The sequence below is a fragment of the Herbaspirillum sp. GW103 genome (assembly GCF_000261365.1).
Lineage (GTDB): Bacteria > Pseudomonadota > Gammaproteobacteria > Burkholderiales > Burkholderiaceae_D > Herbaspirillum.
On sequence record NZ_AJVC01000006.1, the window covers coordinates 18,903 to 42,726 of the forward strand.

22 protein-coding genes, 1 pseudogene and 2 riboswitches are annotated in these 23,824 nt (G+C 63.6%); of the genes and pseudogenes, 15 read left to right on the forward strand and 8 right to left on the reverse strand.

The features are described from left to right. The 3 genes from GWL_RS18635 to GWL_RS23715 form a co-directional block, all read right to left on the reverse strand. Entirely contained in the window at window positions 1-777 is a 777-nt protein-coding gene (locus GWL_RS18635; RefSeq protein ID WP_008333185.1) for an ABC transporter ATP-binding protein, read from the reverse strand. Beyond that, on the reverse strand, window positions 774-1,589 hold the full coding sequence (locus GWL_RS18640; protein WP_008333188.1) for an ABC transporter permease: 816 nt from the start codon (window positions 1,587-1,589) through the stop codon (window positions 774-776). The genes GWL_RS18635 and GWL_RS18640 overlap by 4 nt, the downstream gene beginning before the upstream one ends. Before the next feature lie 136 nt (window positions 1,590-1,725). After that, window positions 1,726-1,826, reverse strand: a riboswitch (guanidine-I (ykkC/yxkD leader). Between the two features lie 83 nt (window positions 1,827-1,909). Beyond that, complete coding sequence (locus GWL_RS23715) at window positions 1,910-2,065, reverse strand: hypothetical protein (RefSeq protein ID WP_008333191.1); 156 nt, start codon at window positions 2,063-2,065, stop codon at window positions 1,910-1,912. A gap of 236 nt (window positions 2,066-2,301) precedes the next feature. On the opposite strand from GWL_RS23715, the gene GWL_RS23720 reads away from it, so the two are divergent. The 6 genes from GWL_RS23720 to GWL_RS18665 all read left to right on the forward strand — a co-directional run bounded on the left by GWL_RS23720 (window position 2,302) and on the right by GWL_RS18665 (window position 9,022). Continuing rightward, entirely contained in the window at window positions 2,302-2,520 is a 219-nt protein-coding gene (locus GWL_RS23720) for a hypothetical protein (protein WP_175343911.1), read from the forward strand. Further along, window positions 2,506-2,605: riboswitch (guanidine-I (ykkC/yxkD leader) on the forward strand. It overlaps the preceding gene by 15 nt. A gap of 66 nt (window positions 2,606-2,671) precedes the next feature. Continuing rightward, window positions 2,672-3,748, forward strand: coding sequence for a putative urea ABC transporter substrate-binding protein (locus GWL_RS18645; protein WP_008333200.1), 1,077 nt, complete (start codon window positions 2,672-2,674; stop codon window positions 3,746-3,748). A 137-nt stretch (window positions 3,749-3,885) separates the two neighbouring features. Further along, on the forward strand, window positions 3,886-4,833 hold the full coding sequence (locus tag GWL_RS18650; protein WP_008333201.1) for a TorF family putative porin: 948 nt from the start codon (window positions 3,886-3,888) through the stop codon (window positions 4,831-4,833). A gap of 192 nt (window positions 4,834-5,025) precedes the next feature. Then, window positions 5,026-5,733 (forward strand): gluconate 2-dehydrogenase subunit 3 family protein, encoded by a 708-nt coding sequence (locus GWL_RS18655; protein WP_008333202.1) that lies wholly within the window; start codon window positions 5,026-5,028, stop codon window positions 5,731-5,733. Between the two features lie 44 nt (window positions 5,734-5,777). Then, complete coding sequence (locus GWL_RS18660) at window positions 5,778-7,559, forward strand: GMC family oxidoreductase (protein ID WP_008333203.1); 1,782 nt, start codon at window positions 5,778-5,780, stop codon at window positions 7,557-7,559. Between the two features lie 11 nt (window positions 7,560-7,570). Then, window positions 7,571-9,022 (forward strand): cytochrome c, encoded by a 1,452-nt coding sequence (locus tag GWL_RS18665; protein ID WP_034351459.1) that lies wholly within the window; start codon window positions 7,571-7,573, stop codon window positions 9,020-9,022. Between the two features lie 12 nt (window positions 9,023-9,034). On the opposite strand, the gene GWL_RS18670 is transcribed toward GWL_RS18665, so the two are convergent. Next, on the reverse strand, window positions 9,035-9,928 hold the full coding sequence (locus GWL_RS18670; RefSeq protein ID WP_008333205.1) for a LysR family transcriptional regulator: 894 nt from the start codon (window positions 9,926-9,928) through the stop codon (window positions 9,035-9,037). A gap of 251 nt (window positions 9,929-10,179) precedes the next feature. Between GWL_RS18670 and GWL_RS18675 the strand changes: the two genes are divergently transcribed. Genes GWL_RS18675 through GWL_RS18710 form a run of 8 tightly spaced genes read left to right on the forward strand, consistent with a single transcriptional unit; the run spans window position 10,180 to window position 17,188 of the window. Continuing rightward, window positions 10,180-11,211, forward strand: coding sequence for an ABC transporter substrate-binding protein (locus GWL_RS18675; RefSeq protein WP_008333207.1), 1,032 nt, complete (start codon window positions 10,180-10,182; stop codon window positions 11,209-11,211). Window positions 11,212-11,253: 42 nt separating this feature from the next. Continuing rightward, window positions 11,254-12,306: an ABC transporter ATP-binding protein gene (locus tag GWL_RS18680; RefSeq protein ID WP_008333208.1), complete on the forward strand. Its 1,053-nt coding sequence runs from the start codon at window positions 11,254-11,256 to the stop codon at window positions 12,304-12,306. Continuing rightward, complete coding sequence (locus GWL_RS18685) at window positions 12,303-13,163, forward strand: ABC transporter permease (protein ID WP_008333214.1); 861 nt, start codon at window positions 12,303-12,305, stop codon at window positions 13,161-13,163. The genes GWL_RS18680 and GWL_RS18685 overlap by 4 nt, the downstream gene beginning before the upstream one ends. Continuing rightward, the gene (locus tag GWL_RS18690; protein WP_008333216.1) at window positions 13,160-13,960 is read left to right on the forward strand and encodes an ABC transporter permease; all 801 of its coding nucleotides are present in this window, start codon (window positions 13,160-13,162) and stop codon (window positions 13,958-13,960) included. The genes GWL_RS18685 and GWL_RS18690 overlap by 4 nt, the downstream gene beginning before the upstream one ends. Then, window positions 13,957-15,081, forward strand: a complete 1,125-nt coding sequence (locus GWL_RS18695) for an FAD-binding oxidoreductase (protein WP_008333218.1) — start codon at window positions 13,957-13,959, stop codon at window positions 15,079-15,081. The genes GWL_RS18690 and GWL_RS18695 overlap by 4 nt, the downstream gene beginning before the upstream one ends. After that, on the forward strand, window positions 15,053-15,364 hold the full coding sequence (locus GWL_RS18700; RefSeq protein ID WP_008333219.1) for a (2Fe-2S)-binding protein: 312 nt from the start codon (window positions 15,053-15,055) through the stop codon (window positions 15,362-15,364). The genes GWL_RS18695 and GWL_RS18700 overlap by 29 nt, the downstream gene beginning before the upstream one ends. After that, window positions 15,361-16,764, forward strand: a complete 1,404-nt coding sequence (locus GWL_RS18705; protein WP_008333221.1) for an NAD(P)/FAD-dependent oxidoreductase — start codon at window positions 15,361-15,363, stop codon at window positions 16,762-16,764. Before GWL_RS18700 ends, GWL_RS18705 begins: the two co-directional genes overlap by 4 nt. 52 nt (window positions 16,765-16,816) lie before the next feature. Beyond that, complete coding sequence (locus GWL_RS18710; protein WP_008333223.1) at window positions 16,817-17,188, forward strand: RidA family protein; 372 nt, start codon at window positions 16,817-16,819, stop codon at window positions 17,186-17,188. 62 nt (window positions 17,189-17,250) lie between these two features. On the opposite strand, the gene GWL_RS18715 is transcribed toward GWL_RS18710, so the two are convergent. After that, on the reverse strand, window positions 17,251-19,326 hold the full coding sequence (locus tag GWL_RS18715) for a TonB-dependent receptor (protein WP_008333224.1): 2,076 nt from the start codon (window positions 19,324-19,326) through the stop codon (window positions 17,251-17,253). A 174-nt stretch (window positions 19,327-19,500) separates the two neighbouring features. Between GWL_RS18715 and GWL_RS24135 the strand changes: the two are divergent. Next, window positions 19,501-19,611 (forward strand): annotated as a pseudogene (locus GWL_RS24135) (LysR family transcriptional regulator); the annotation flags it as partial. 391 nt (window positions 19,612-20,002) lie between these two features. On the opposite strand, the gene GWL_RS18725 reads toward GWL_RS24135, so the two are convergent. The 3 genes from GWL_RS18725 to GWL_RS18735 form a co-directional block, all read right to left on the reverse strand. Then, window positions 20,003-21,052: an NAD(P)-dependent alcohol dehydrogenase gene (locus tag GWL_RS18725; RefSeq protein WP_008333226.1), complete on the reverse strand. Its 1,050-nt coding sequence runs from the start codon at window positions 21,050-21,052 to the stop codon at window positions 20,003-20,005. A gap of 338 nt (window positions 21,053-21,390) precedes the next feature. Next, window positions 21,391-22,455, reverse strand: a complete 1,065-nt coding sequence (locus GWL_RS18730; protein WP_008333227.1) for an aldose epimerase family protein — start codon at window positions 22,453-22,455, stop codon at window positions 21,391-21,393. Beyond that, window positions 22,452-23,717, reverse strand: coding sequence for a DNA-binding transcriptional regulator (locus tag GWL_RS18735; RefSeq protein WP_008333231.1), 1,266 nt, complete (start codon window positions 23,715-23,717; stop codon window positions 22,452-22,454). Before GWL_RS18735 ends, GWL_RS18730 begins: the two co-directional genes overlap by 4 nt. Window positions 23,718-23,824 lie beyond the last annotated feature (107 nt).

Sequence of the window (23,824 nt, forward strand, 5' to 3'; positions counted from 1 at the left end):
TCAGCTTTCCTTTGCAGTGAGGAGGGAGGCCAGCTTGCCGGCCTGTTCGCGGGCACGCGCCTCGTTGAGGGCAATGTCGTAAGTGATGTGGGCGCCATAGGCCTGCGGGTATTGCGGATCGACGCGCACCTTGTCGAAGACCAGCAAGCGGGTGCCCAGGGTGAAGCCTTCGGAGAGATCGTGGGTCACCATGAAGACGGTCAGGCCGCTGTCCTTCCACAGATCCAGCAGCAGGGTGTGCATCTCCTTGCGGATGCCCGGATCGAGCGCACCGAAAGGTTCATCCAGCAACAGCACGCGCGGGCGCACGATGAGCGCCTGGGCGATGGCCAGCCGCTGCTGCATGCCGCCCGAGAGACTGCCGGGATACAGATCCAGCGCGTGTCCCAGCCCCACGCGGTGCAGCAGCTGCGCCGCCTCCTCGCGTGCGCGCCGTTTGGCGCCACCGAACAGGCGTCCCAGGAGCGGGGATTGCGGCAGCTCGAGACCGATGGCCACGTTGTCCAGCACGTTCAGGTGCGGGAACACGGAATAACGCTGGAACACCACGCCACGCGTGGCATCGGGCTCGGCCGGGAAAGGCTGACCCTGCAGCAGGAGCTGCCCCTTGCTCGGTCGCTCCTGCCCCAGCAGCAGGCGCAGGAAGGTCGACTTGCCACAGCCGGAAGCGCCGACCAGGGTGCAGAACTGGCCTTCGTCCACGCGCAGGTTCAGGCGCTCCAGCACCACGTTCTGGCCGTATTGCTGCCACACGTTGCCAATCTCGATATAGCTCATGCGCGGCCTCCTTCAGCCCAGGGGAAGAAGCGACGATGGATGGCGCGCAGCAGCCAGTCCATCATCCACGCCAACAGCGTGATCCAGACCACGTAGGGCAGGATGATGTCCATGGCCAGGTAGCGGCGCACGAGGAAGATGCGATAGCCGAGACCGGCCGTGGCCGAAATCGCTTCTGCGGAAATGAGGAACAGCCACGCTGCCCCCAGCGACAAGCGCAGCGACACCAGCAGGCGCGCCAGCATCTGCGGCAGGGCTACCCGCAGCACCAGCGTCCAGCTGTTGGCGCCCAGCGTCTGCGCCTTGATCAACAGTTCGGCCGGGAGGGCGCGCCCCGTGTGTTCCAGATCGCGCGCCAGCAGAGGGGTGACACCGATGACGATGAGCATCACCTTGGACAATTCATCCAGCCCCATGACGATGAAGAGAATCGGCAGGATCGCCAGCGGCGGCACCATCGACATCACCGTCAGCAGCGGCGAGAAGCCGGCACGCAGAACAGGAAAGAGGCCATTGGCAATGCCCAGCACCAGCCCGGCCGCGGCGGCGATGCCCAGACCCAGCAGCACCCGCTGCAGGCTGGCCAGGGTATCGGTCCAGAACAGGTAGTCGCCGGTGCGCGGATCTTCCATGAAGGCCATGTGGCGGATCGCATCGACCATCTGCGTGAGACTGGGCAGGAGCTTGTCGTTGGGATTGTCGGCCAGACGGGTAGCCGAGCCGAAGGCATACAACAGCACCAGGATGAGGAAGGGCAGAAGCGTGAGCAACCACTGCCCGGAGCGACCGGGGTGGCGGTTCAGGAAACGCATGGCGCACCTCCCCGCGACTGGGACGCAAGCAGTACGGCAGCTGCGGGGTGGGACCTGGGAAGACGGACAGCGATCACGAGAAACTCCGGTCGGGGTTGAACAAAAGCAGGAGCAGCGCGGCACCTGTGGTGCAACTCTCTCCCGGGCTTTTGTCCCGCCGTGTAACCTCGACCGAGGTCGCCGGCTCTCGGACCAGTCATCTGCCTGCGGCAGACCGGAACCCTAGCCAGCTATTGGAACATCTTCTACAGCCGTTGGATGATCAGCTCATCGATGCGGGCTGCTCTGCATGTACGTTGATTTCAGCAAATTCCATACCATTAGCGCGCCCGTCGCAGCCAGCGCACGGCATGCGTGAGCGCTTCGATGAGGACGAGCGAGCTGCGCATGCGACCACACAGCGGCAGTGCCTGTGCGGCGTCATCAGAAAAGGCGATGGGAAAAACGGGGGTGTCACTTGATCGGGTCATGGGCATGGTCTACTCCTGCGAACATGGCCTGGCCGTCCAGGATGGTTATCGAGGCCAACGTCTGCGCTATGCGCCTAGTCTGCTTCGATCCAAGTCGTCTTGGCTCGCCCACTGCGAGAACGACAATCTTGCATGCAAGATCCAGACCACCCCCTTCCGCACAGAGACAGCTGTCGCAAACCCGCTCCTGCAAAGGATTGCAGCCCATCGCGGGTTTCTTCGCAAACAGTCAGAGCGCAAGCATGGTGCACATCGGCACCGATTTGGCGCGTGGAGAATGCGCCAGCATCGATCATGTCTGGCGCGTCGCAGCTGGCTTTTCAGCGGCCGCTATTAATAGCGAAAAACAGCCTCATGCAGCCTCGACGCAATCTCACGGGATTGGCATGAACCTTGCTGAAAAGCGAGCGGGAGCCGGCGAGTCCGGTCTTGAGTCAGCACAATTTGCAATGGACAGCTAGGGTTCCGGTTCGCTGGTGCGGATGTCTGGTCCGAGAGCAGTCGACCTCGCAAGGGGTTACACGGCGGGAGAAAAGCCCGGGAGATGACGCGATCGCAAGAGCGCGCCGCTCCCGGGCTTTTTTCCAATAAACCCTTCGAGGACCCTACGCCGTGTACAACATTTCCCGAATCCTTGGTGGCGCTGCCATCGCCCTGGCCGCCTTCGCAGGCGCGCGCTCATCAGCCCACGCTGCACCCCGCACCGATTTCAAGGTCTGCACCTCCATCTACGCCGGCTGGATGCCCTGGGGCGAAGCCCAGGCACAAGGCATCCTGGCCAAGTGGGGCAAGAAGTACGGCATCACCATCAGCGCCGTGCAGTTGAACGACTACGTGGAGTCGATCAACCAGTACACCGCCGGCAAGTTCGACGGCTGCACCATGACCAACATGGATGCGCTCACCATTCCCGCAGCCGGTGGCGTGGACTCCACGGCCCTGATCGTGGGCGACTATTCCAACGGCAACGATGGCATCGTGTTGAAGGGAAAGAACAAGAAGCTGGCCGACATCAAGGGCCAGTCGGTGCAACTGGTGGAATTCTCGGTCTCGCACTACCTGCTGGCGCGCGCGCTGGAATCGGTGGGCCTGCGCGAACGTGACGTCAAGGTGGTCAACACCAGCGATGCCGACATCACCGCCGCCTTCGCCACCCCGGCCGTGACCAGCACGGTGACCTGGAACCCGATGCTGTCCTCGCTGGCGGCATCGCCCGATGTTTCGCTGGTCTACACCTCCAGGCAGCTGCCCGGCGAAATCATGGATCTGATGGTGGTCAACACCAAGACCCTGCAGGAGAACCCGGCCTTCGGCAAGGCGCTCACCGGTGCCTGGTACGAGATGATGTCCATCATGACCGCCAAGGACGACCGCGCCACCCGTGCGCTGACCGCCATGGGCAAGGCTTCCGGCACCGACCTGGCAGGCTTCCGGTCGCAACTGGCGGCCACGGCCATGTTCTACCAGCCCAAGGCGGCGCTGGAGTTCGCGACCAAGAAGGAACTGCCGACCATCATGGGGCGCATCGCCAAGTTCAGCTTTGATCACGGCATCCTTGGCCCCAACGTCAAGAGTGCCGATGGCATCGGCATCGCCTTCGACGGCAACGTGATCATCGGCGACAAGAAGAACGTCAAGCTGCGTTTCGATCCGACCTACATGAAGATGGCGGCTGACGGAAAACTCTAAGTTTTTCGCGCGCATGCGCCTGTAGTTCCAACAGTACCGGCATCACCAACGACTTGCGCGGGTCCGGCAACGGACCCGCCAGGGTCTGCTCGTCCCTTGCTTCCACAACGATACAGTTCAACCCAACGGAGAGAACCTTGACTACCACCACCGCTTCCCTGTCGCGCCTGCACGCCCGCTATGCGCTGGGCACCTGCACCGCTGCCCTCGCCTCCCTGCTGGTCTGCGCACCGGCGCTGGCCGACGATGCCGCTGCGGCTGCCACCGCCGAACCGGCCGGTCCCTGGACCATCACCAAGCATATCGACCTGGCCTCGCGCTACGTGCTGCGCGGTGCTACCACCACCTATGGCAACGGCCAGGCGCTGGGCAATGCCGGTGCGGATGCGCCCGAATCGGACCAGGCAGCGCTGCAATGGGGCATCGATTTCGTGCACAGCAGCGGCTGGAGCTTCGGTTACTGGGCATCCACCATCAACTATTCATACAAGCAACTGGGCAAGTCCTACAGTGATCGCAGCATCACCGAGTTCCAGAAACCGCGCTCGGTGGAAAACGATCTCTACTTCGCCTACGCCGGCAACATCAGCGGCGACCTCGGCTACACCCTGGGCATGACCGGCTACTACTACGCCAACGGCAGCCACGCCAATGCACTGGAAACCAAGGCCGGCCTGACCTGGGGCGCGCTGTCCTTCAATGCGCAGACGCTGCTCAACGATGTCATATGGGGCAACAAGGGCGACACCTACTGGACCCTGGTCTACACCAGGCCCCTGCCCTACGACATCACCTTCACCAGTACGCTGGGCGCCTACACCTACAAGCGTGAAGGCAAGTACCTCGGCACCCGCGACACCGCCACCGGCACCGCCTGCGGCGCCGGTCAGGCCTTCGTCGTCAATGGCTGCTACGCCGGCAACGGCCCCAGCAGCGGCGGCCTGCGTCACCTGACGCTGGGCCTGTCGGCCCCCTTCCCCAATTCGCCCATCACCTGGTCGCTGCAGGCCATCCTCGGTGGCTACAACCGCTTTGACATCAAGCAGGGCAACCAGCTGGTCGGCATGTTGAGCTGGGGCTTCTGAAGTCGCGCTGACGCATCACAGGGCTTGAACCCGTGCAGGGCGCTAGGGCCTGCAGCGTATGCGTCAGACATTTCCCACACCAAAACCGCAGGATGGCTGATCCCCCTGCGGCATCATCGCGCGCATCATGGCTGGGCCGTGAGCAAGGCAAGACCTTGCTCACGCTCCGGATTTCCCTCAAGGAAACGCGCCATGAAAAAAATAAGCATCTCTCCCGATCGCCGCCGTTTCCTGCGCGGCGCTCTCACCGCCGCACCTGCTGCCGCACTGGCCGTGACGACCGGCAGCCTGGCCGTCAGCGCCCAGGGGCAAGCGGCCGACTCTCCGTACAAACCGGTCTTCTTCAACCAGGAGGAATTCGCGCTGCTCAGCGCGCTGGCCGATACCCTCATTCCCGCCGACGAGAGTGGTCCCGGTGCCTTGGAAGCCGGGGTCCCGGCCTTCATCGATGCGCAGATGAACACCCCCTACGGCCAGGGCCAGCTGTGGTACATGCAGGGACCCTTCACCCCGGACGCACCACCCGAATTCGGCTACCAGCTGCCCTATCCGCCGCGCGAACTGTACAAGAAGGGCCTGGCCGAATTCGATGCGGCCATCCGTGAGCAATACAGGCACGGCTATGTGGAGCTCAATGCCCAGCAACGCGAAAAGATGATGGGCGAGCTGGAGAAGGGCCGGCAGGGCAGCCTGAAGATGGCCACCATCCCGCCCGCCGCGCTGTTCAACCTGTTGCTGCAAAACGTCCACGAAGGCTATTTCTGCGATCCGGCCGACGGCGGCAACAAGGGCATGGGCGCGTGGAAGATGATCGGCTTCCCCGGTGCCCGCGCCGACTACTACGACTGGGTCGACCAGTACGGTCGCACCTATCCCCTGCCCCCGATCTCGCGCGGCTGATGGCCGCCCCACTTCGCATCGTCTGACCCCGAAAGCCCAAGCACATGGCCAACAAGAACATGAAAGCAGTCGACGTCGTCATCGTCGGCTTCGGCTGGACCGGCGCCATCATGGCCAAGGAAATGACCGAGGCCGGACAAAGCGTGGTGGCGCTGGAACGTGGCGTCTATCGCGACACCTATCCCGACGGCGCCTATCCCAAGACCATCGATGAACTGGAATACCAGCAGCGTTTCAAGTTATTCCAGAATCTGAACAAATCCTCGTTCACCTTCCGCCGCAAGAGCGGCGACAGCGCCATCCCCTATCGCCAGATCGCCATGTTCAAGCCCGGCGAAGGCGTGGGCGGGGCCGGGCTGCACTGGTCGGGCTGCCACTGGCGCGTGCTGCCGGAGGAGCTGCGCATGCGCAGCCATTACGAGGAACGTTACGGCAAGGGCTTCATCCCCAAGGACATGACTCTGCAGGACTGGGGCGTGACCTACGAAGAACTGGAACCGTATTTCGATTTCGCCGAAAAGATGATGGGCACATCCGGCACTGCTTACCGGGTGCAGGGCAAGGTAGTCGACGACAGCGGCAATCCCTTCGAGGCCAACCGCTCGGACAACTTTCCGTTGCCGGCGCAGAAGGAGCAATACCAGGCGGCGCTGTTTCGCAGGGCCGCGCAGCAAGCGGGCTTCCACCCCTTCACCTTGCCCTCGGCCAATGCCTCGGCGCCCTACGTGAACCAGTACGGTTGCCAGATGGGCCCCTGTACCTTCTGCGGCTATTGCTCCGGCTATGCCTGCTACAACTATTCCAAGGCCTCGCCCAACGTCAACATCATGCCGGCCCTGCGCAAGAGCGCGCTGTTCGAATTGCGCAGCAGCTGCAACGTGCTGCGCATCGAACTGGACAGCACGCGCAAGAAAGCCACTGGTGTCACCTACGTGGATGTCAATGGCGATACCGTCTTCCAGCCCGCCAACATCGTCATCGCCAGTACCTTTGCCTACAACAATGCGCGGCTGTTCCTGCTCTCGGGCATCGGCAAGCCCTATGACCCGGTCAGCAACACCGGAGCGGTCGGACGCAATATCGCCTTCCAGATGATGGCCTCCATCAATGCCTTCTTCGATCCGGGCAAGAACATCAACGGCTTCATCGGTGCCGGTGGCAATGGCGTGGCCGTGGATGACTTCAATGGCGATCATATGGACCACGGCCCGCTGGGCTTCGTCGGTGGTTCGCCGATCTGGTGCAATCCGGCCGGGGCCAAGCCGATCTCGGGCATCCCCCTGCCCAGTGGCACGCCCAAGTGGGGACGCGACTGGAAGCGTGCAGTCAAGGCCAGCTATCTCAACACCATGTCCTTCGACGTGCATGGTGCCAACATGGTCTATCGCGACGTGTATGTGGATCTCGATCCCAATTACAAGGATGCCTTCGGCCAGCCGCTGCTGCGCTTTACCTTCGACTGGAAGGACAACGACATCCGCATGAGCCGCTATGTCACCGACCAGGCCGTCAAGATCGCGCATGAGCTGAAGGCGCGCGAGATCAAGGTGACCGTCAAGGACTTCGGTGCAGCGCCGGACTTGCGTACCTACCAGACCACGCACTGGGCCGGTGGCGTGGCCATGGGCACGGACCCGTCCACCAGCGTGGTGAACCGCTATCTGCAGAGCTGGGATGTGCACAACGTCTTCGCGGTCGGATCGGGCGTGTTTGCCCAGGGTATCGGCTACAACCCGACTGGTACGGCCGTGGCGCTGGCTTACTGGTCGGCGCGCGCCATCCGTGAGCAGTACCTGAAGGATCCGCGCCCGCTGGTCAGCGCGTGAAGACGGGAGCGATGATGAAACGAATGATCCTGATCGCCACCCTGGCCCTGGGTGCCGCCGCGCTGGCGGCCACTGCCGCCTGCAACCTGGCGCATGCCGATGATTCGCTGACGGTACCGGCCCCGCCCAAACCACCCGTGGGCGCGCGCCTGCTCAACCGGGAAATCACGGCGCAACGTCCCATGAGCATCCCGCCAGCCGATGCGGCACTGGCGGCACGTATCGCCAAGCAAGGCGGCGCCGGTGCCGATGACCGGCAACTGCTGCGCGGTGCCTACCTGGCGCGGGCCGGCGATTGCGTGGCCTGCCACACCAGCAGGGGCGGTACGCCCTTCGCCGGGGGACTGGCGCTGGCCTCGCCGATCGGTGCGATCTACTCCACCAACATCACGCCCGACAGGGAACACGGCATCGGTGACTGGAGCTATGAGGACTTCGCGCGCCTCATGCGTACCGGCGTCACCAAGGCCGGCTATACGGTCTATCCGGCCATGCCCTATCCCTCCTACTCGCGCCTGACCGACCAGGACATGCAGGCGCTGTATGCGTACTTCACCAAGGCCGTGCCGCCCTCGGCACAGGCCAATCGCGCCAATGACATCCCCTGGCCCTTGTCGATGCGCTGGCCGCTGGCGATCTGGCGCAAGCTGTTCGCGCCTACCCCGGCGCCCTATGCGGCACCGGCAGGTACCGATGCGCAGCTGGCGCGCGGGGCCTATCTGGTCGAAGGACTGGGTCACTGCGGCAGCTGCCACACGCCGCGCTCGACCACCCTGCAGGAGAAATCGCTGCGGGATGACAGCAGCCGTCTGTATCTCTCCGGCGGCCAGGTAGTCGATGGCTGGAGCGTACCGTCCTTGCGCAACGAACATGGTGGCGGCATTGCCGGCTGGAGTCAGGCCGATCTGGTCGAATTCCTGCGCACCGGTCGCAACCAATACACGGCCTCCTTCGGCGCCATGAACGATGTCATCGAGCATTCCATGCAGTACATGACCGAAGCTGATCTCAACGCCATGTCGCGCTACCTGTTGAGCCTGGCACCGCGCAATGGGGCCGAGCCTTACCGCTATGACGAAGTGACGGCCACCGCTGCCTACGAAGGACGTCCGCAAACGCCGGGCGCGGCCCTCTATCTGGACCGCTGCGCCGCCTGCCATCGCAGCAATGGCACCGGCTACGGCAAGGCCTTCCCGGCACTGGCGGGCAACCCGGTACTGCAGACCCAGGATGCGACCTCGGCCATCCGGATCATCCTGCAAGGGGGACGCCAGCCTTCCACCGACTCGGCCACGGCCGGGCTGGTGATGGCACCGTATGCGCAATTGCTCAACGACCGGCAGGTCGCCGAAGTGACTTCCTACATCCAGACCGCCTGGGGCAATCGTGGTGCGACGGTCAGCGCGGCTGATGTGGCCAAGATTCGCAAGACGGCCAGGCCGGTGGAGGAGCGGGTGCCCTGATCGCAGGCACACTCAGGCCGACTGGCAACGCCTCAGTTCATCGCGCAAATCGGCAGCAAAGGTTTCAGCCAGCGCCAGCCGCTTCCCGGGATAAGGAAAGATGATGGCGCAGCGCGTATCGAGTTCCTCCACCACCGGCCGGATCACCACACCGGCACTGATGAACGGCTCGGCCGTGATGCGCGAGACCAGCGTGATCCCCGCCCCTTCGGCCACCAGCGCACAGGCCACCAGCGAATTGGGCGTTTCCATGGCCACCTGCACCGATACCCGCAGCTTGGAGAGCGCATCATCGATCTGGTAGCGCATGTAGCTGTGCTGCGACAACAGAATCATGCGCTCCCCATCCAGCTCCTTGAGCGACACCCTCTTGCGGCGCGCCAGCCGGTGCCCGGCTGGCAGCACCAGCGCGCGCTCCAGCGGTTCCAGCGGTTCGATCGAAATCGAAGGCTGCGACAAGGGCAGCTCGACAATCCCAATATCGAATTGCTTGGTCGCGACCATCTCGGCAATCTGGCGCGACGGCAAGGTCTGCACGAACACCGACACCTGCGGACGCGCCGCTGCGAAGCGCGCCACCGTGCGCGGCACCAGGCTTTGCGAGAGCGCCGGCAATGTCGCAATGCGCAATGCGCCGGCACGCTGGTGACCGATATCGTGGGCCACCTGGGCGATGCGATCCAGGTTGCCGTAGATCGGTTCAAGCTCGGCATACAAGGCTTGCGCCTCGGGGGTGGCGACCAGCTTGCGGCCGCGCCGCTCGAACAGGTCGTAACCGATACGGATCTCCAGATGGGCAATGGCGCGGCTGACCGCCGGCTGGGTCACGCTCATCATCTGCGCGGCACCGACCACGGTGCCCGTGCGCATGACCGAATAGAAGGCTTCGATCTGGCGCAAATTCACGCTATTTCTCATATAACCAACTCGCTATCATCACTCGGAAAATATGCCTCAATGAGGTGCAGTATCGCATCTTTCCAGTGCCTTTTACCTCGTAAAAACCCCTATTTGCACTGCAACAATACACATAACAAATAGGCATAAGCAACCTCAGAAAATTTAATATTTGCGGTGCCTCCTAGTGCCTACACTAGGGCCTGTTCACATTCTCCTGCTGGCCATTCAACTGCACTCCCTACTTGGAGGAATACCTGATGCGAAACATTCTTGGCGTAACGATGACGGCCGCCTTGCTGGCCACGGCGACTTCCCATGCAGCCGAAACGATGTACGTCGGCGGCTATGGCGGTTCCACCGAACAGGCTTTCAAGGAAAAGATCATTCCGCCCTTCGAGGCCAGCACCGGCAGCAAGGTCGTCTACGTCTCGGGCAACTCCACCGACATCCTGGCCAAGCTGCAAGCCCAGAAGGGCCGCCAGGAAATGTCGCTGGCCATGATCGATGACGGCCCGATGTACCAGGCGGTCGGACAGGGCCTGTGCGCCAAGATGGAAGAAGGCAGCAGCTCGCGCGAGGTCTATCCCAATGCCCGCATGATCGGGGACAAGTCCATCGGCATCGGCTTCATCGCCACCGGCCTGGCCTACAACAAGGAGGTCTTTGCCAGGAACGGTTGGAAAGCGCCCGACTCCTGGCAGGACCTGACCAATCCCAAGTACAAGCAGAAAGTGGTGATTCCCCCCATCACCAACGGCTACGGCCTGCTCACGCTGGTGATGATGGCTCGCCTCAACGGCGGTAGCGAAGAGAAGATCGCGCCGGGCTTCGACGCCATGATCAAGAAGGTGGCGCCCAACGTACTGGCCTGGGAACCCTCGCCGGGCAAGATGGCCGAGATGCTGCAAACCGGTGAAGCCGCGCTGGCGGTGTGGGGCAATGGCCGCGTGCAGGCCGTGATCGACCAGGGCGCCCCGGTGGAATTCGTCTACCCCAAGGAAGGTGCAGTAGCGCTCATGTCGGCCGCCTGCGTCGTGGAAGGCGCACCGCAAGCCAAGCTGGCGCAGCAGTTCCTGCAATACGTGCTGTCGGCCGACGTGCAGGCCATCCTCGCCAATGCCCAGGGCTGGGGGCCGGTCAACAAGACCACCAAGCTTTCTCCGGAGGTCATCAAGCGCGTGGTCTATGGTCCCGAGAAGGTGGGGCAGATGATTGCGCCCAACTACGGCGTCATCAATGCCCAGCGTGCCGAGTGGACCAACCGCTGGAATCGTGCCGTCGAGCGCTAAACGCCCGCGCACCCTTACCAGATCAGACCAGGGGACCCCTCCATGAGCTTTCTTCAATTGAATGGCCTGTCCAGGCACTATGGCGACGTGGTAGCGGTCCGACAGTGCGATCTGTCGGTGGACAAGGGCGAATTCATCAGCCTGCTGGGACCGTCAGGTTGCGGCAAGACCACCACGCTGCAGATGATCGCCGGCTTCGTGCAACCCAGCAGCGGACGCATCCTGCTGGATGGCCGCGACATCACCGAGGTCAAGCCGAGTCGGCGCGGACTGGGCATCGTGTTTCAGAACTACGCCTTGTTCCCGCACATGACGGTGGCGCAGAACGTCTCCTTCGGGATGGAAATGCAGGGACTGCCCGGCGGCGAGCGCAACCGACGGGTTTCGGAAACGCTGGAACTGGTTCATCTGGGCGCGATGGCGCAACGCTATCCCAAGGAGCTCTCCGGCGGCCAGCGCCAGCGTGTTGCACTGGCACGCGCCCTGGCCGTCCAGCCACCGGTACTGCTGCTGGATGAACCGATGGGAGCACTGGACGCCAAGCTGCGCGAGGAAATGCAGATCGAACTGCGCGCCCTGCAGCATCGGGTGGGCGTGACCACCATCATGGTCACGCATGACCAGGCAGAAGCCATGACCCTCTCCGACCGCGTGGTCTTGATGAACAAGGGTGGCATCGAACAGATCGGCCGTCCTTACGACATGTACGAACAACCGAACGGACGTTTTTCCTCAACCTTCCTCGGCAAGGCCAACGTGTTCGCCGCTACCCGCGTGCAGGGCCACCATTGCGTGGAACTGGAGGGCTATCGTCTGCCGGCAGCAGACCTGGCCACCTGCGGCGAGGTCGAATACATCGTCCGTCCCGAGAAACTCGAATTCACCACGCCCGAGACGGCGCTGCTGGCCGGTCGCGTGCAGGCCCGCGTATTCCTGGGCAATCATTGGCTTTACCAGGTGCAGACACCGCTGGGCCTGGTCCAGATCAGCCAGGCCAACAAGGGCGCTCCCGACTGGGACGAAGGCGATCCGGTCAGCCTGCGCTGGGCACCGGAGCATGCGCGCGTGGTCCCCCGTAGCGGAGCGGCACAATGAGCTCCCGTCCCGGCGCACTGCCTTACTGGATGGGCACGCCCGCAGCCCTGCTCACGCTGGCCTTCGTGGTGTTGCCCCTGGTGATTACCTTGTCGTTGAGTTTCTTCCCCTTCGTGGCCGGTGGCGGCACGGGCGACCATCTCACGCTGTCGCACTATCTCGATATCGCCACCGACGACTACTTCCAGACCATCTTCCTGCGCACCTTCGGGCTGGCCCTGGTGGTCACCCTGATCTGCATCGTCATCGGCGTACCGGAAGCCTACGTGCTCTCGCGCCTGTCGGAACGATGGCGCGCCGTCTCCCTGGTCATCGTGCTGGGACCGCTGCTGATCTCGGTGGTCGTGCGCACCCTGGGCTGGGCCATCCTGCTGGGCAATGAAGGCGTGATCAACAAGGCGCTCATGGCGGTTGGCCTCATCGATACGCCGGTCAAGATCATGTTCACCTTTACCGGTGTGGTGATCGCGCTGGTACACGTGCTGGTGCCGATGATGGTATTGGCGGTGTGGGCATCCCTGCAAAAGCTCGATCCCGCCACCGAACAGGCCGCCGAATCGCTGGGCGCGGGGCTGGGTACGATCATGCTGCGCATCGTTTTCCCGCAGGTCATCCCGGGGGTGCTCTCGGGTGGTCTGATCGTGTTCTCGCTGGCCGCCAGCGCCTTCGCCACCCCGGCCATCATCGGCGGACGCCGGCTCAAGGTGGTGCCCACGACGATCTACGATGAATTCCTGGGCAATCTCAACTGGCCTCTGGGCGCGGCCCTGTCGGTGGTGTTGCTGGTGATCGTGCTGGCCGTCTCGCTGGGCGTCAACCGCCTGGTGGAGCGACGTTACAAGCAGGTGTTCCAATGAAGACGCGCGTGCCCCTGCCCCTGATGCTGTTCCATCTCGCCTTTGCGACCTTCATGCTGGCGCCGCTGGTGATGGTGGTGTGCGTCTCCTTCACCGACAAGGGATATATCTCGCTGCCCTTCGACGGCGCCTCGCTGCGCTGGTATGGCGCCATCCTGAGCGACGACAGCTTCATGACGGCCTTCTATCGCAGCCTGTGGCTGGGTGTGACGGCGGCGACCCTGGCGACTCTGCTGGCGGTACCGGCCGGCATGGCCATCGCCTGGTATCGCTTCCCCGGTCGGGAGGCACTGCTGGGGCTGCTGTTGTCGCCCCTGATGGTGCCCAACATCGTGCTGGGCATTGCGCTGCTGCGCTTGCTCACCTTGCTGGGTTCGCCCGGTACGGCCTGGGGCCTGACAGTCGCACACACGGTCATCGTGCTGCCCTACGTGCTGCGCCTGGTGGTGGCTGCTGCTACCGGCTTTGACCGCACCATTGCGCAGGCCGCCCAGTCGCTGGGGGCCTCGGCCTGGACCGTGTTCCGGCGGGTGGAGCTGCCACTGCTCATTCCCGGTGTGGCCGGGGGCTGGATCATCGCCTTCATCAACAGCTTCGATGAACTCACCATGTCCATCTTCGTCGCCTCGGCCGGCACCGAGACGCTGCCGGTGAAGATGTACAACCACATCGCCAACACCATTGATCCGCTGCTGGCCTCGGTCTCCACCGTGCTCATCGTACTCACGCTGGTGCTCATGGCACTGCTGGAACGCTTCTACGGACTGGACCGGATTCTCTCTGGAAAGACATCATGATTTCAACGGATATCGATACCCTCATCATCGGCGGCGGCGTGGTAGGCATGTCCATCGCCTACGGCTTGAGCAAGGCCGGTGAAAGGGTGCTGGTACTGGACGAAGGCGATGATGCCTTCCGCGCCGCACGCGGCAACTTCGGTCTGGTATGGGTACAGGGCAAGGGAGAGGAACGTCCCGACTATGCGCGCTGGAGCATGGCCTCGGTGTTGCGCTGGTCGTCCTTCGCACAGGAGCTGACGGCCGGCAACGGCATCGACCTGGAACTGCAACAGATCGGCGGACTGCAATTCTTCCTCAACGACGACGAGCTGCGCGCCTACGTGCAGAAACTGGAACGCCTGCGCGAGGCCGTCGGTGACTATCCCTTCGAGGTACTCGATCCGGTGGCCCTGAAAGAACTCTCACCGTACATCGGACCGGAAGTGGTCGGTGCCGTCTATGGTCCGCGTGATGGTCACGTCAGTCCGTTACGCCTGCTGCGCTCGCTGGTGCAGTCCTTTCATGCACGCGGCGGGGTCCTGCGCAACGGCGTGCACTGTGAGCAGATCGTCCATCGTGCCGGGCAGTTCGAGGTCCACGCCGGTGGCCAGCAATACGTGGCCGGCAAGCTGGTGCTGGCCGCCGGGCTGGGCAACCGCACGCTGGCTCCGCTGGTCGGACTGGACGCGCCGGTCGCCCCCAATCGCGGCCAGGTGCTGGTGACCGAACGCATGCAGCCGTTTCTGCGCCACCCCTCGGGCCATGTGCGGCAGACAGGCGAAGGCGTGGTCCAGATCGGTGACTCCAAGGAGGACGTCGGTTTTGATGACCGCACCTCGATCGACCAGTTGGCCCATATCGCCAACCGCGCACGTAAATATTTTCCGCTGCTCGATGGCGCCAATGTCGTTCGCACCTGGGGGGCATTGCGGGTGATGACACCGGATGGCTTCCCCATCTACGAGCAGTCGCGTCAATGTCCCGGGGCTTTCCTGGTGACCTGCCACAGCGGCATCACGCTGGCGGCCATGCACGCCGGTCCCCTCTCGGACTGGATCCGGGGTGCTGCCGAGCCAGCCGCCATTTCCACCTTCAAAGCGGAGCGATTCCATGTTCAAGTCGATGCTGACGGCCGATGAAGACCGTCGCCCCGAGGTTGCCATTCTGGTGGACGGCCAGTCCATCAGCGCCAGGGAAGGCGAAAGCCTGGCCACTGCCCTGCTCAATGCGGGAATCAGCCCCTTGCGGCATACCCCGGTATCAGCAAGCCCGCGTGCGCCCTTCTGTCTGATGGGCGTGTGTTTCGATTGCCTGGTCGAAGTCGATGGCCGCCAGAACGTGCAGTCCTGCATGCTCCCGGTGCATGCCGGCATGCAGGTGCGGCTGCCGCACGGCGCGCGTCGCGTGGGAGACCCCGCATGATGGCACCGACCCACGATCTCATCATCATCGGCGCCGGCCCGGCCGGCATGTCGGCGGCCATCAGTGCCGCAGCATTGGGACTGAAGACCTTGCTGCTGGACGAGCAGCCACATCCGGGCGGGCAGATCTATCGCCATGTCACGCAGGTGCCACCCAGGGTGGCCGCCGTGCTGGGTCCGGATTACCTGCATGGACGCGGCCTGGCCGAGCGCCTGCAGCAGTGCGGTGTGGACTATCGCAGCGGCGCCCTGGTATGGGAAATCACCCAGGATCTGGTGCTCACGGTACAACAGGACGAACGTTCCTATCGCTTGCGCGCACGCCAGATCATCGCCGCCACTGGTGCCATGGAACGCCCTTCGCCACTGCCTGGCTGGACCTTGCCCGGCGTGCTCAATGCGGGCGCCGCGCAGATCGCGATGAAGACCTCAGCCTCGGTACCGCAGGGCCCCGTGGTACTGGCCGGTGCCGGCCCCTTGCTGTTGCTGGTGGCCTGCCAACTGCTGGAGGCCGGTGCCGAGGTGACGGCGGTGGTGCAGACCTCGCCGCCCGAGAACCTCAGGCGCGCCCTGCCTCATCTGGCGGCCGCACTGGGGGCAGCGCAGTACCTGATGAAAGGTCTGAAGATGCTGTGGCGTTTGCGCCGGGCCGGCGTACCGCTGTACCAGGGCGCCAGCGCGCTGCGCATCGAGGGCAAGGGTCAGGCCGAACGGGTACGGTTCAGCGTCGGTGCCCGCGACCACACTCTGGCGGCCAAGGTGGTGCTGCTGCACCATGGCGTGGTCCCCAATACGCAGCTGAGTCGCCAGCTGCGCCTGGATCACCGCTGGGATGCCCTCAATCTGTGCTGGACACCCGTCGTGGACGAAGGCGGCCAGACCTCGCTGGAAGGCTTGCGCATCGCTGGCGACGGTGCCGGCATTGCGGGTGCGCGGGCGGCGGAATCGGCAGGGATCATCGCTGCGGCCCATGCCGCCCTGGCCATCGGCAAGTCCGACGCCGCGGCATGCGCCGCCCTGATCGCGCAGGCAGGGGCAGAACGCGCCCGGCATCTGAAGATCCGTCCCTTTCTGGATACGCTCTATCGCCCGCCGCAGTGGCTTGCCAGCCCACCCGATGAGGCCATCGTATGCCGTTGCGAAGAGGTCAGCGCCGGACAGATCCGCGAGATGGCGCGCCTGGGCTGCCAGGGGCCCAACCAGACCAAGTTCTTCAGTCGTTGCGGCATGGGCCCCTGCCAGGGACGCATGTGCGGCCTGAGCGTGACGCAGATCCTGGCGCAGGAGCTGGGCAAGCCACCCGAGGAAGTCGGTGCCTATCACATCCGCACGCCCCTCAAACCGATCGCGCTGGCCTCGCTGGCCGCGCTGGCCGATACCGAACCCCTTGCCTCGGAATGATCCGGCGCAAGGCCATGGCAGTGACATGATCCATCGTTGACAGGAGAATCGCTTGAGCACCACCGACCACAGCATCGAAAGAAAGCACACCAATGCGCGCATGAGCAAGATCGTCAAGTATGGCGGCCTGGTGTACCTGTGCGGACAGACCGCAAGCGGCGGCCCCCATGCGCAGGCCGACATCGCCACCCAGACCACGGAAGTGCTGGCCCGCATCGATGCCCTGCTCAGCGAAGCGGGATCGCACCGCGAGCGTATCCTCTCGACCACCATCTACCTGCGCGACATCAGCGACTTTGCCGCCATGAATGCCGTCTGGGACGCCTGGGTGCCCGCCGGCACCGCCCCGGCCCGGACCACGCTCGAGGCCAGGCTGGGCGCCTCCAGTCTGCTGGTGGAAATGACGGTGGTCGCTGCTCAGTAAGTAGGCCTGCCACAAGGAAGGCGGGCCGCCACGGCGGTGGCAGGCCTGTCCCGCATTTTTGCTCAATACTTCATATTGGCCGAGACATACATCGCCCGTCCGTCCCCGGGGGCATGCCGGGTCTGGTCATTGATCCAGACATATTCATAGTAGCGATTGGCCAGGTTCTTGAGCTGCAGTTCCAGGCTCAGCCTGGGCGTGACCTGATAGGTGGCACTGGCGTTGAAGAGCGTGTAGCCGCCGAACTTGCCACCGGTATTGGCGGTGGTCAGGTAATAGCTGCCCTGGCCGTTGACCGAGGCCGACAGCTTCAGGTCCGCCGTGGCCTGGTAGTCGATGCCACCGGAATACACCTGGCGCGGCACGTGGTCGATTTCCTTGCCGAGGGTGTTGGGTGCGGTCGGGTCCGGCGTGATGATTTCCGATCGCTGGCGCGAATAGGCCAGCCACAGCGTGGTGCGCTTGCCGGCGCGCAGGTTGATCTGCAGGTCGACACCATTGCGCTTGGTCCGTCCCACGTTTTCCGAGTCGCCAGTAGGATCGTTCAGACGACGCTTGACCTCGTCCGAGGCCCGCTGCTCCCACACCGCCACGCGGCCATCAAGCCAGTCCACGGGCGTGAACTTGACGCCGGTTTCCCAGCCCTCATTGATGGAAGGACGCAAGTCGTTGTTGTTGGACTTGTAGGCTGCCGCGCCGGCACCGACCTGGAAGGTACGCCCCCAGTTGGCATAGATGCTGGCCTGGCGGATCGGTGCATACACCACGCTGAGCTTGGGCTGGCGGATATAGCCGTAATCCTGGATGCCATAGCTCACCCCGCGCGAAGGGTCGTTGAAACGTCCACCCACATGGTCCACCCGATAACCGGGAATGATGCGCAGCGCCTCCACGGGCTTGATCACGGCCTGCACATAGGCCCCCACCGTATCGAAGACGAAATGATGATCGCGCGTCTGCGACACACGTACCTGGTTGACCGTGTTGTAGCGCGGGCTCTGGTCCTCCTGGCGCTCCATGCTGAAGCCGCCTTCCAGCGCCAGGTCGCTCATGCCTTCGAACGCCTTCCAGCGCGGGCGGTAGGTAGCATTGGTCAACAGCCCGTAGTGGGTCTCGTCGATGAGGCGCTCCTGCTGCGACGTGGTGGACGAGTAACGCAGCCAGCGCTGGTCACGCACGCGATTGAGATAAAGCTTGGCAGCGACCGAGAGCTGGTCATCGATGTCGCCATCGAAGTGCAGGCTGACCTGGTCCATCTGGCGGTTGCCGCCATCGGACTGAGCATAGGCATACGAGGAGGTCGGATTGCTGCGCGCATCCTGAGCCGTCAGGTAGCCCGGTTCCTGCGCATGGGCGTTGGCGTGGCGGATGCTCAGGCCGGTGCGGTAGCGGCCATCATCACTGGTATAGAACCACTTGCCGGAGAAGGCGATGTTCTCGGCCCGGGCATGATCACGATAACCGCCCGACTTTTCGTAACCGAGGAAATAGTTCTGCGACCAGTTGCCGTTCTCCACGCCCTTGACCACCTGCACCTGGCGCGTATTGAAGCTGCCATAGGTCAGACGCGCTTCATCGTAGTTGCCGCCTTGCCGGGTGACGATGTTGACGTTGCCGGCGATATTGTGCAGGCCATAGCGCGCATCGTTGGTGCCACGCACGACCTCGATGCGGGCGATATCGAGCGGGAACAGCGTCCCCAGGAAGGGCATGCCGCCAGCATTGTCGTTGCTGGGGATGCCGTCGATGAGGAGCTTGACCGCATTGACCTCGCCCTCGCCGTTGAAGCCGCGAAAGGACAGTTTGCCGGACTCGTTGCCCTGGCGGAACTGAGTCAGCATCACACCCGGCGACTGCGCGAACAGTTCCCAGTTGTATTGCACCTGCTGTTGCTGGATACGATCCGCGCCGATCAGGTCGACCGAAGTCAGCACGTTGTTGAGCTGCAGCGGACCGCTGCGGCGCGCGCTTACTTCCACGGTGCCCAGCGTCAGCGAGGAATCCTCGTCGGCGCCGGCTGACTGCGCCGTGGCCAGGGGCGCAGCCCCCAGGGCCAGCAGGCCGGACAAGGCCGTGAGTTTGAAAATGGGTCGGGCGCGATGCAGCGGCCTGGGCCGGCGGGCAGAGTGGAGCGTCATTGGTCTTGTAGGCAGAACATGCGGCCTCCCCCGGCAGCCACGCCGCCGTCCCCTGGATGCCGCATGGGAAATCAGGAGCGGCAAGGATAAGCTGGTATGACCACTTGTTGAATGTGGCAATTTGTCGCAGGGGCTTGCTACCATGCGTCATTTCTCCCTGCTGATTCTGCGCGCATGAAAAAACCGGACCTCCGCACGCTCGACCTGAACCTGCTCAAGGCATTGGCCGCCCTGCTCGACGAACGCAACGTCACGCGCGCGCCCGCCAGGTCTTCGAACAGCCAGGCGTTGCGGGCGGCCTGGGTAGCGGTGGCAGACATGATGTTGCTTGGCGGATTGTTGGACAGGCCTGCATGATGCGGTTCGTCCAGTTATTACGCCAATCCTGAAAACCGATGATCGATATCGGTAAAAATGATATCTGCCGTAAGCGAAGTCGCGGTGGAACAAGGCAATGTTGCCTCAGGGTGCGTAAAAGGTAATGTCTCCGCTGCGTGTCGTATAGCCCTGGGATAGAGCCGGTCTCCGAAGCGCATTATCCCGGGCGGGGAAGTCGTCAAGGCGTGAGCCGTCATCGGTCACTTCACTCTGCCTTCAAAAAACGGGCGGGCACCTCGTGGGTGCCCGCCCGTTTGCGTTCGACGCGGTATGGCGTCAGCAGCAGTTCATCAGTTCATCAGGCCGCCATGCTGGCATTGTCGATCACGAAGCGATATTTGATGTCACCCTTGAGCATGCGCTCGTAGGCGGTGTTGATTTCCTCGGCGCGGATCAGCTCGATGTCGGCCACGATGTTGTGCCTGGCGCAGAAGTCCAGCATCTCCTGGGTTTCGGGGATGCCACCGATCAACGAACCGGCCAGCGAACGACGCTTCATGATGAGATTGAAGACATTCGGCGACGGGTGCGGCGTGGCCGGCGCACCGACCAGGGTCATGGTGCCGTCGCGCTTCAACAGACCCAGCAAGGCATCCAGGTCATGCGGTGCGGCCACGGTGTTGAGGATGAAGTCGAAGCTGTTGGCATGTGCGGCCATCTCTTCAGCGTTGCGCGAGATCACGACTTCATCGGCACCCAGGGCCTTGGCATCGGCACGCTTGGATTCCGAGGTGGTGAAGGCCACCACGTGGGCGCCCATGGCATGCGCAATCTTGATGCCCATGTGGCCGAGACCGCCGATGCCGACCACGCCGACCTTCTTGCCGGGACCGGCGCCCCAGTGACGCAGCGGCGAATAGGTGGTGATGCCGGCACACAGCAGCGGTGCGACGGCAGCCAGGTCGGCTTCCGGATGGCGGATGGTCAGCACGTAGCGCTCATGCACCACGATCTGCTGCGAATAGCCGCCCATGGTCCAGCCAGGGGCGTCATCGGTCTGGCCGTTGTAGGTGCCGACCATGCCGTCGCAATAGTTTTCCAGGCCTTCTTCGCAGTCCGGGCAGGTCTGGCAGCTGTCGACGATACAACCTACGCCGACCAGATCACCGACCTTGAACTTGCTGACGTGATTGCCGACGGCGGCGACGCGGCCCACGATCTCGTGGCCGGGCACGCACGGATATTGGGTGCCGGCCCATTCGGAACGGACCTGGTGCAGGTCGGAATGGCAGATGCCGCAATAGGCGATGTCGATCTGCACGTCGTGCGCTCCGGTGGCGCGGCGGGTGATTTCGAGATGTTCAATCGGCTTGTCGGCGGCGTGGGCACCATAAGCGTGGACTTGCATGGGGATCTCCTCAGTAAGCGGGCCAATAAGCTGGCGTTGAGAATGAACAGGTCAGGGGGTGGGCAACCTGTCACGAAAATGGACTATTTTGGCGTGTGGCAAGGCGCAAAGACAGACCTATTCCGCGACGATTCTTGCCTGAAATTCCGGCGCCATGCTGAACCAGGCGAGTCATTCCCGCGCCATCGGCCACCACCGCGCGACCCGGCGCAACGCAAAGCAGGCGCGTTGCTGCGAGCCTGCCGATTCTGCTTCATCATGGAGTCCGGGGCCATGCCGGATCGCCGCAACAGATGCGCTACGGCATCGATGCCGACGAGTCGCACGACGCAACGCAGTCAGTCCCGCACCCCCAGGCGATACACCGTAGTCTGCCGATACACCTGCCCCGGCCGCAGGATCACCGCTTCGCGCAGCGGCGTGTTGACCTGGTCCGGATAGGACTGCGCCTCCAGGCAGAAGCCATCATGGATCGCGTAAGGCTGCTCACCCCGCCCCTGCACGCCGGAGAGGAAATTGCCGCTGTAGAACTGCAACCCGGTCTCGGTGGTGGAGACGCGCAATTCACGCCCCGACCCCGGCTCGTAGACGCTGGCCACTTCGCGCAAGCTCTGCGCCACGCGGCTCTCGCCCGGTGCCGGTTCGTGCTCGCTGCGCAGGCAATAGCAGTGGTCGAAGCCACCGGCCAGTTTCAGTTGCGGATCGGGCCAGTCCAGGCGCGGGCCGATGGGGGCAGGCTGGCGGAAATCAAACGCGCTGCCGGCCACGTCCGCCCGGCCTTCCGGAATCAGCCTGGCATCGACCTGCAGGTAGCCATCGGCCTCGATGGCAATGATGTGGTCACGGATGTCGCAGGTGCCGCCATTGAGGTTGAAATACGCATGCGAAGTCAGATTGACGGGCGTGGCCGCATCGCTGGTGGCAGTGTAATCGATGCGCAACTGGCCCTCGTCATCCAGGCGGTACAGCACCGACGCCATCACCGTGCCCGGAAACCCCGCCTGCCCTGCCGGCGAGACCAGCATCAGGCGCAAGCCTTCCGGATCCGGCTGCACCTGCCAGCGCTGGGCATGGAAACCTTCGCGGCCGCCATGCAGGTGGTTCTCGCCTTCATTGCAATCGACCTGGTGCGCCACGCCGTCGAGTTCGAAACGACCGCCCGCGATGCGGTTTCCCCAGCGCCCGACGATGGCGCCGAAATACGCCGGGTTGTGCGCGTATTGCTCGACCCGCTCGTAGCCCAGCAGGACATCGGCCTCACGGCCATAGCGATCAGGTGCCCACCAGTTGACCATGGTGGCGCCGAGGTCGCTGATGGTCACGCGCATGCCGGTGTGGTTGCGCAAGGTGTAGAGACGGATGCCGTCAGCGGAGGTGGTGTGCGAGAGGGTGAAGTGCGTCATTTTGTGGTGGTAAGAAGGGAGGGTCCCGTGGTTTTCTTCTTGGGTCGGACGGCGGAGGCCGACGGTGCAGCCGAGCGCTCCAGTCCGGCGGCGAATTGTTCCTGATATTCCCTGGGCGTGCAGCCCAGTTCGCGCTTGAAGACGGCGTGCAGATACTGCACGGTGGTGAAGCCGCAGCTGACCGCGATCTCGGCCGCATGGCTGCCGGCCTGCTCCAGCATGCGCTTGGCGGCCTCCAGCTTGAAGCGCAGGATCTCGTCATGCACGCTGCGCCCCAGCTCACGGCGGAAATACCATTCCAGCGAAGAGCGCGAGATGCCCACGTAGTCAGCCACCTGGTCGGTCTTGATGCCCTGGCAGGCGTACTGGCGGATGAAGTGCAGCGCCTGCATCACGTGCGGGTGATTGCGCACCTCGTGGCGGCTGGAGGCCAGCACGTTGATGCCCACCGGAGGCACCATGATGCGCGTGTCCGGAAAGCGCGCCCCGTGCAGCATCTGGTGCAGCAGGTGGGCCGCGGTACGGCCCATTTCCACGCTGCCCTGGATCACCGAACTCAAGGGAATGCGCGTCAACACCCGCGCCAGCGGATCATTGTCGATGCCGATCAGGGCCACCTGCTCCGGCACGGCAATACCGGCAAACAGACATGCCTGCAACAACTGGCGCGCCCGTGCATCGGTGACCGCGATGATGCCCACCGGCTTGGGCAGGCTGCGCACCCAGGCGATCTGCTGCTCCACGGCGGTATCCCAGGATTGCGCACTGGTGCCCACGCCGCGGTAGATGTGGCCGGTGATGCCGTCGGCCCCGGTGAGGTCGGTGAAGATGCGCTCGCGCTCCTGCGCCCAGCGGTTGCAGGGCGACTCGGGCAGGCTGAACAGGGCGAAATGCTGCAGCCCCGCTTCGATCAGATGGTCGTAGGCCAGCTTGACCATCTTGTAGTTGTCGGTGGCCACATAAGGCCGGTTGGCGGGATATTGCGAAGGGTCGGCGTAGGAGCCGCCGATGGCCACCACCGGCAGCTGCACGCCTTCCAGCGCTGCGGTCGTCACCGGATCGTCGAAGTCGGCAATGATGCCGTGTCCGGCCCAGCGTTCGATGCCCTGTGGGCGGCAGCGGAAATCCTCCTCCAGGTACAAGTCCCAGGAAGCGCGGGTGCTGCTGATGTATTCGCCGATGCCGGAAATGATTTCCCGATCAAAGATCTTGTTGCCATTGAAGAGCAACGCAATCCGGTGCACCGTGGGTGCTTTTGCCACGCTGTGTCTCCTGTTTGTCGGCGTCGTCAGGCGCGCCGTTCTTGTGTTCGTCGAATTGTAGCGAGCCATCGTCGAAATGACGGATATGTGCTCCTGCAACAAAAAGA